Raw genomic sequence first — 6,825 nt, 5'->3', positions numbered from 1 at the left:
TGCAGGCCAGGGGCGTCCGCATCGTCGCCGAGGCCAACCGCTCAAACGAGAACGCTCCCAGCCACCGCGTCTATGTGGGCCGGGCGGAAATCGGGGCAGCCTGGTCGAAGCGCTCCGAGGAAGGCCGCGACTACCTCTCGCTCAAGCTCGATGACCCCTCGTTCAACGCGCCGATTTACGCGAACTTGTTCGACGACGAAGCCGGCGACGGCTACACGCTCCTCTGGTCCCGCCCCCGCAAGACCGGCGAGTAAGCGCTCGCGACGCCAACGCCCCGCCCGATCTCATCGGGCGGGGCTTTTTCTAGCGAGCCCAATGCGAGCAGCGCGTCATTTCCTGTAACGTGAACGCGCCGGCTTACGACCTTTGCGCAACGTCTTAGGTGGGCTCGCTCCTTTGGGCGGTTGGACGAAGAACTCGGATAGATGAACACCGAGTCTTTTAGCGAGCCTGTCGAGAAGATCGATGGTGGGGTTCTCTGCTTGTCGCTCAAGGCCGCCCATATATGAGCGGTCAATGCCCGCATCGTAAGCCAATTGCTCCTGCGGAATGCCGAGATCCACGCGAATCCGGCGCACATTCCAGGCCACAAGCGCACGAGCTTTCATGCGCGAAAGCAGCCATTTGGTAGGTCATCAAACCACTGGCTATAGCCGTCCTATTGCACTAAGTTCGCCGAATGCAGGTAGCGAACCTGGCGCGTGGGCTTACATGAAAAAGCTGGAGCTTGATCCAGAAATCGCGGATGTCGTGCCGAATGCATCGGTGTTGACGAGCTATGACGAGCAGCATCTGGTGACGTATTGGCGTCTCCTCGATGCTGAGGCCGCCGGCGCTGACTGGAAAGAAGTTGCGCGGATCGTGTTGCATCTTGATCCTGATTGCGATCAGGCCCGCGCTCGCAGTGCATACGACGGGCATTTGGCTCGCGCAAAATGGATGGCTAAGCAGGGCTACAGCCACTTGCTCCGCATTGGCGCCCGCAAATAGCAAAAATCTATCCTATGGATCGCGCCTCGGAAAAAAAATCCATCGTTGCCGTGATCGCCTAAGTGTATCACGTGATGCTCAATTCGTGGGTCCGGCGCGCATTGACCGGTAGCGACCAAGAATCGGGAACTGGCGCATCGAAGTCGCACTCACTCCACCGCGCGAGCGGCCAAGCGCCTGATCTTCAGACCCCCTCCTTTTGTGCCCCCTGGGGGCATACTGATGCATTCGGACGAGGGTAGTATCGACGATCAAATATTTCGGGTCTGGATCATCGGACATCGAAGATCCACCACCAAACAGCCTTGATGCTCCGTCCGCTGAAGCGCGGGAATACGCTGCTCCATTCCCCGAATGCCTCCGGAAGATCACGCGCGAAGGAGAGCCCGCACATTTCAAGCACACCTTTCACAAACATCCGCACTGCCGAGCCCTTCTGGTTCGACCGGACTATGATCAGCGGCGCCTTCGCTCCCGGGCCGCGTCGCTCAGCACCAAAAGATCCATCACACACAACGCCGCTTCCAAAAAGAAAACTTGAATCTGACGTGCTCTCAAATGGGACTCGCTAGAGTCCGGGCCGCCTAGAGCTTGCATATCACAGCCTGCATCATAGGCCGCACGTACTCGGTGCGAGCTAACGCCATGCACCAGTTCACTCCCTTCACGTTGAACGAGAGCACGGAGAAAGGGAGAACTGGATGAACGAGATCCTGCTGATCGTCTCCGGTTGCCTGCGCATCGCTAGCGACCCTCCAAAGCTCTTTCTCGGAGTTCGGCAAGACGGGTGAGACAGCTTGCCGTCAGCTTGACCAAGTACGCTCGCAGCGAGGGAGCGACAACCTTAGCAAAGGTAAATCGACATGCTCAATCGAATCAGCCACTCATCAACACTCGCTGGCCAATCTGAAGAGCTAAGTAAGTCGGCAAACAGTGACAGGTTTGATCAAGCTCTTGCGGGTCTGCCCGAAAGAATGGGGTGCTGCACCAGTAAGGCAGATGCCGCGGATCCAGCGAGCCCCGGCGCATCGTCTCCACCTAGGATGAGCATCTCCCTGTCCCAACACATGACGGCCGAATTGCAGGACGCGAACAGGGTTAACATCTGCGTTGGACTCACTGCAGGATGGCTCAGCAATCTTCCGAACAGCCCGAGATCCCGAATGGCTGCGCTGCTACCCGGCTCGGACGGGCACCGTTCAGCGGCTGTGTGCCAGCGGAACTATGAGGGGCTTGTGCGATCTTTGCGGGGTGAGGACATAGAAAGGTCTGAGGCGGGTTTTCGTGCAAGGGCCACCGTGTTGAGGGACGCTGGCCTAAATCCGTCTGAAGCAGGAAACACATACACATTTGGCAATGCGACGAGCTTCTCGGAATTGGCGGGCAAAATCACCGCCGATGGGAGAGCGTATTCGCTCAGCTTATGTTTCGAGCGGGGCGGACGACGCGAAAGGCACCTGGTTGCGACATCAGCGTCGGGCGGAATGGTCACGCTGTTCGATCCTAACTATGGAGAATTTGCTGTTCCACCACAGCAGATCGGTGAGTTGTTCGAAAACCTCGCCAATCGTTACAGAAATCCCAATCGATTGGAATTGTTGAGCATCACTACGCAAAGGGTACGGACTGAGTAAGACGTTGCAGTAGCCCTCGACCGGATGTTTAGCGCCGGTGATAACCGCGCCGTCATCACTCTCGCTGCCGTCGCCTTATCGATGCGATAGATGTCCACACTGCCTAAGCCTGGCTCCGCCAATGCCCCGTCCGACCCAATCGGGCGCGGCACTCTTCAAGGCCGGCAGTAAGCGTCACTGAGGTGCGATCCCTCCGGATCGGCCTCATTCTTATCAGTTTCGCCTCCCGGAGGTAGGACGCGGTCTGCAAAATTCTTCATCAGGCAAGACAAGATCCACGTGGCTGACGCCGAGAACCTCTGCGAGCTCGAACAGAGTCACCACAGTCGGATTGCGCCGGCCGGTCTCCAACCCGCTGATGTATTGTTGAGTAAAGCCGGAAGCCTCGGCGAATTTCTCCTGCGTGAAGCCTTTCCGCTTCCGCAGCTTTAGGAAATTCCGGCCCACCAACTTGCGCATGTCCATCGGCGCAAGTTGCGTCTTTACATACTATCAGGTTTATCTCCTATAATGTGTATTCCCAAGTAGGGATTTTTGCGGGATTCTCATGCAAACATCGCTTGCCCCCGATCTCGCAGACTTGGCCCCCACAGATGCGGCGTTGACCTCCTATGACGAGCAGCATCTGGTGACGTATTGGCGACTCCTCGATGCCGAGGCCGATGGCGCCGATTGGAAAGAGGTTTCCCGGATCGTGTTGCACCTTGACCCCGAGCGCGAACCCGAGCGCGCTCGCAATGCATTCGACAGCCATTTGGCGCGCGCAAAATGGATGGCTGAGCGCGGTTACCGCCACTTGCTCCGCTCTGATGGACCCAAATAGCAAAATATGTCGTCTGAGCTGCCCCCTTGGAAAAGATCTCTCCCAGTGATGGGGTGATCGCCTGCGCGCATCACCGGTGATGCACAATAAGGGACTTCCCCAACAACCCTGCGCTTTATAGACACTGCGCCGCAATTTTTCTTTGGGGGAGATCAAGCAGTGTCGAAATTCGACTGGCGCTCACCGGAGTCCTATCAGAGCGTTACAGCAGGCGAGTCGTCCGATTTCGCTTGGGAAAGCCTCCGTCGCAATCCCGAATATCAAGCTGATTACCGCGACACGCTCTCAAAACACGGGCAAGTGACCACTGAGTTTCGGAGGAAATGGGGGCTCTGCTTTCGCTCATGACCCGCAGAGGTGTTTTCACGAGCAGGCCATCTTCTGGGCGCCGGAGGCTCTGCCAGCCGTGGTATCGCTCGTTGAAAGCGCTTGCGATCCACATGGCGTTGCCGCGACGGTCGAGCTTGCCGAGCTTCCATCGGACAGCGTCCGAGAGGCAGCCGATGGTTGGCATGCTGTATTGCATATTCACGGAAGCCGACATCACCTGCGTCTGAAGCAGGCGCCACGTTTTGGTGTCGCTTATTCAATCGAGCTGCTGATGCACGACGCGGACTTCGAGATCCGCGCGCACGCCTCACTTCGATTGTGGCGTGCGATCAATGGCCGTTCGCCAGGACCTCCTATCGCTCTACTCTCGGCACAACGGCGTAAACGATTGGCTCTGAGCCTCCGTGCCCTGGATGGGCACATGGAGGGCGCCTCCTATCGTGTCATCGCCGAGGTCCTGTTTGGTCCAAGGCGCATCTCTGAGCAGGCCTGGAAAACCCATCCGCTGCGTAGCCGAATTATCCGCCTGCTTAAGGTCGGTTTAGCACTGATGCGCGGTGGCTATCGTGCATTGCTGCGTCCTTCATCTGCTAAGAAAAAGGGGCGTCGATGATCGTTCGTCGGCCCCGGAAGCACTCCATCGCGCCATCGTGGGCGTACGCCACAAGTCTTGGGAACGCTGCAAAGACGTTGTCGGCCTGCAGCCACGCCGGCGGGTTTGTTTGGCACGGAGATCAAAACGTCATCTGTGACGTCAGACCACGATTGGGCTGCTGAACGCAGACTGAGTCGTCCGTTCGGATCCTCGATGGCGTCGCAGCGGCTGTTCCCTGAATTGGTGGATTCAAGTTTGCCAGGGCGGGTTATGGGCGGCGGCTTGGGACGGCCGAGACCGTCAGATCTTCGCCGAGAGCAACTTGGCAATTGTTCTGATCTGTGCCGGATACCTTGGCCAACCATGCCTCAAATGCCGCAAACGGTGTTTTTCAACTCTCACGTTGGTCTTCGGATAACAGCGGAAGCTGCGGCTCGAGCAGCCCCTGAAATAAAGAGGGTGTGCCGAGCGACACGATGTTGCCTTCACGGTACGCAGGCATACCATTACGACGGGCCTTGGCCCAGCGCATCTTGAGCGGCCTTCGCTGCCATGAGCGCCTCAGTCAGCTCCGCTGCGATTGAATTTCCGATCCGCAAATTCTCCTCGCTCTTGGATGCGGCTAAACGTTGTGCTTGCAGGAGTATCGAGGGGCCGAAAGCCAACAAGGAGTTCTCTTGAGCTTGCTGGCCAATACTGTTCAGCTCGGCTTCGCTAGCTGCGATGTCAAATGGTCCTCCTGTCTTACCTTCCAGGAAGTTCCAGCAGCTTCGAAATAGCTGACGGTAGCCTTCAGTGACTTCCGGGCCCTTATCCACTACGCCAGCTTGTTCTGCAAACCGAAGATCCCGCTCATAACCGAGCTCTATCAAAAGCTGCGCGCCAACAAGATCTGTCACGACCTGCATCTCTTCGGTGCACAATTCGGTTTGCCAGGCCTGGACTGAGCGATCGTCAACGGTCTTTTTCTCGAGGATCTTTCGATCGCCGAACGTGCTAGACCGGAGATATTCCGTTTGCGCCAATGGCGCCGATGACATGTCTATGGGGGCGTGTCCAAGGCCAGCAATCACGCGCCGGATTTCCTCGTCGGGACGCGTCACAAGTACTTCATACTGCACCACTTGTGTGTGGAGTTCACTGCGGTACGCCGCAAGCGCGGGCAGACCCAGAACAAGGTCGGCGAGCGAAGATGCAATCGCGGGCGTAGGCCGCCCCAGCACGATATCGGCTACGCACGATGCGATCGCCGGCGGGGAACTTGCCGCCAGAAGCGGAACGGCCCACGTCGATTTCAGTGATGCGGCAATGGCGTAAGGATTGCGCATCAGAACGATCCGCGGCGCCTCCGGATAGAGCAAATCCAAAAAGTCGAGCACGGTCCAATACCGCGGGGTCTTGTCTATCAGAGTGCGCTTGCCGGCAGCTGCCAAATACTGCCCATAGGCTGCATCAGCAAAAGCGCGCGTGACGCCGGTTCGATCTATTCGGCCCAGGAATTCGGAGGTTGCAGCCTGAACCATTGAGGTCCCGGCGGGGTGACGGTGGTCAACCCGACCAAAAGCCTCAAGTGCCAACATCAGCCAGGGCTCAGGCGGAGCCAAAATATCCGGGTGCGACTGAAGCAAATGGGCCAGCAGCGTTGTCCCTGAGCGGGGAAGCCCCAGAAGAAAACATACCGCAGGCGAATTGTTTCCATCTTGATTCATCATTCAACGTATCTCCTCGGACGGACCGTCCGGCCGTCCTGGCTCCTTCATATGGGTCGAAAGAAACAGCACGAGCGACGCGCTTCAGTTGGTTTCAGCGCTTCGCATCAACAGATGTCTCTTATCCGGAACGATGACGTCATCCAGCGATAAAATCCGACGACATGTCCTCGCGCTTTGGCCTCTGCACTCCGTGCCTGCTAAAGGCAGATTTCCGATGGCTCAGACGCGGGCGCACCAAACCCAATACGCGTACAAAATGCGGTTGTTCAGTGTCGTTGCGGGGCAGATTTGCTTCGGCGTTTGTCGCCCATTCGGGCCCGATTGTTAGAATGAGCGCATGCGGCTTCGCACCATTCAGCTGACATGAATTCGATCCTGTTAGAGCGCAGCAATTGGGCCGCGACCATTTTCTTGTGGAGCCAGAGCTGCTTAATGCTCGCTCACTCGCAAGCAGCTGAGCGATATCGACATGGAGAGCCGTAGCAAAGCTATACAATAGTTTATCGGAAATAGTTGCCGACGCGACTCAGAGGAGCTGTCGAATGGATCTTGCACGATCAAGCTCACGCGTCCTTCCCAGGTAAGACGACTGCAATGAGTCTGCGTCTCGGCTGATGCTCGCTGCAAACTCTAGAGTTCTTCTCAGAGCCGGAGCGAAGATGCCAGCTCATCCTGAACGCCTGGATTCTACGAAGCGTGCTTAATATCCGTCATTCCTAAGATTGGGAAAAATCGATAGTT

Annotated in this window: 9 protein-coding genes and 1 pseudogene; 6 read left to right on the top strand and 4 right to left on the bottom strand. The window is 57.2% G+C overall.

Annotation, left to right across the window (positions count from 1 at the left end; all coding sequences use genetic code 11):
- A partial coding sequence (locus tag A7X65_RS26565) for a DUF736 domain-containing protein (protein ID WP_063690606.1) occupies nucleotides 1–254 on the top strand: 254 nt, incomplete at its 5' end.
- A gap of 75 nt (nucleotides 255–329) precedes the next feature.
- Here A7X65_RS26565 and A7X65_RS26560 read toward each other — a convergent pair.
- Complete coding sequence (locus tag A7X65_RS26560; RefSeq protein WP_061849729.1) at nucleotides 330–608, bottom strand: helix-turn-helix domain-containing protein; 279 nt, start codon at nucleotides 606–608, stop codon at nucleotides 330–332.
- A 103-nt stretch (nucleotides 609–711) separates the two neighbouring features.
- Here A7X65_RS26560 and A7X65_RS26555 point away from each other — a divergent pair, with 103 nt between their 5' ends.
- On the top strand, nucleotides 712–990 hold the full coding sequence (locus A7X65_RS26555) for a DNA -binding domain-containing protein (protein ID WP_063690605.1): 279 nt from the start codon (nucleotides 712–714) through the stop codon (nucleotides 988–990).
- 147 nt (nucleotides 991–1,137) lie between these two features.
- Here A7X65_RS26555 and A7X65_RS43355 read toward each other — a convergent pair.
- Nucleotides 1,138–1,497: pseudogene (locus A7X65_RS43355) on the bottom strand (transposase family protein); the annotation flags it as partial.
- Nucleotides 1,498–1,853: 356 nt separating this feature from the next.
- On the opposite strand from A7X65_RS43355, the gene A7X65_RS26545 reads away from it, so the two are divergent.
- On the top strand, nucleotides 1,854–2,624 hold the full coding sequence (locus tag A7X65_RS26545; protein ID WP_063690603.1) for a YopT-type cysteine protease domain-containing protein: 771 nt from the start codon (nucleotides 1,854–1,856) through the stop codon (nucleotides 2,622–2,624).
- Between the two features lie 213 nt (nucleotides 2,625–2,837).
- Here A7X65_RS26545 and A7X65_RS26540 read toward each other — a convergent pair whose 3' ends face one another.
- Nucleotides 2,838–3,089: a helix-turn-helix domain-containing protein gene (locus A7X65_RS26540; RefSeq protein ID WP_061849726.1), complete on the bottom strand. Its 252-nt coding sequence runs from the start codon at nucleotides 3,087–3,089 to the stop codon at nucleotides 2,838–2,840.
- 82 nt (nucleotides 3,090–3,171) lie between these two features.
- On the opposite strand from A7X65_RS26540, the gene A7X65_RS26535 reads away from it, so the two are divergent.
- From A7X65_RS26535 to A7X65_RS40940, 3 genes are all read left to right on the top strand, one after another.
- Nucleotides 3,172–3,447, top strand: coding sequence for a DNA -binding domain-containing protein (locus A7X65_RS26535; protein WP_063690601.1), 276 nt, complete (start codon nucleotides 3,172–3,174; stop codon nucleotides 3,445–3,447).
- A gap of 159 nt (nucleotides 3,448–3,606) precedes the next feature.
- Complete coding sequence (locus A7X65_RS43350; protein ID WP_082885067.1) at nucleotides 3,607–3,795, top strand: transcriptional regulator domain-containing protein; 189 nt, start codon at nucleotides 3,607–3,609, stop codon at nucleotides 3,793–3,795.
- A 58-nt stretch (nucleotides 3,796–3,853) separates the two neighbouring features.
- Nucleotides 3,854–4,390, top strand: a complete 537-nt coding sequence (locus A7X65_RS40940) for a DUF2285 domain-containing protein (RefSeq protein WP_347336394.1) — start codon at nucleotides 3,854–3,856, stop codon at nucleotides 4,388–4,390.
- Nucleotides 4,391–4,878: 488 nt separating this feature from the next.
- Here the strand turns inward: A7X65_RS40940 and noeE are convergent, their stop codons facing one another.
- Nucleotides 4,879–6,084: a nodulation protein NoeE gene (noeE, locus tag A7X65_RS40935; RefSeq protein ID WP_283806177.1), complete on the bottom strand. Its 1,206-nt coding sequence runs from the start codon at nucleotides 6,082–6,084 to the stop codon at nucleotides 4,879–4,881.
- Between the last annotated feature and the right edge of the window lie 741 nt (nucleotides 6,085–6,825).

It is taken from the genome of Bradyrhizobium stylosanthis, assembly GCF_001641335.1.
Taxonomy (GTDB): Bacteria; Pseudomonadota; Alphaproteobacteria; order Rhizobiales; family Xanthobacteraceae; genus Bradyrhizobium; species Bradyrhizobium stylosanthis.
The sequence above is the reverse complement of the archived record's forward strand: the minus strand, read 5'-3'. Positions and strand labels throughout refer to the sequence as shown.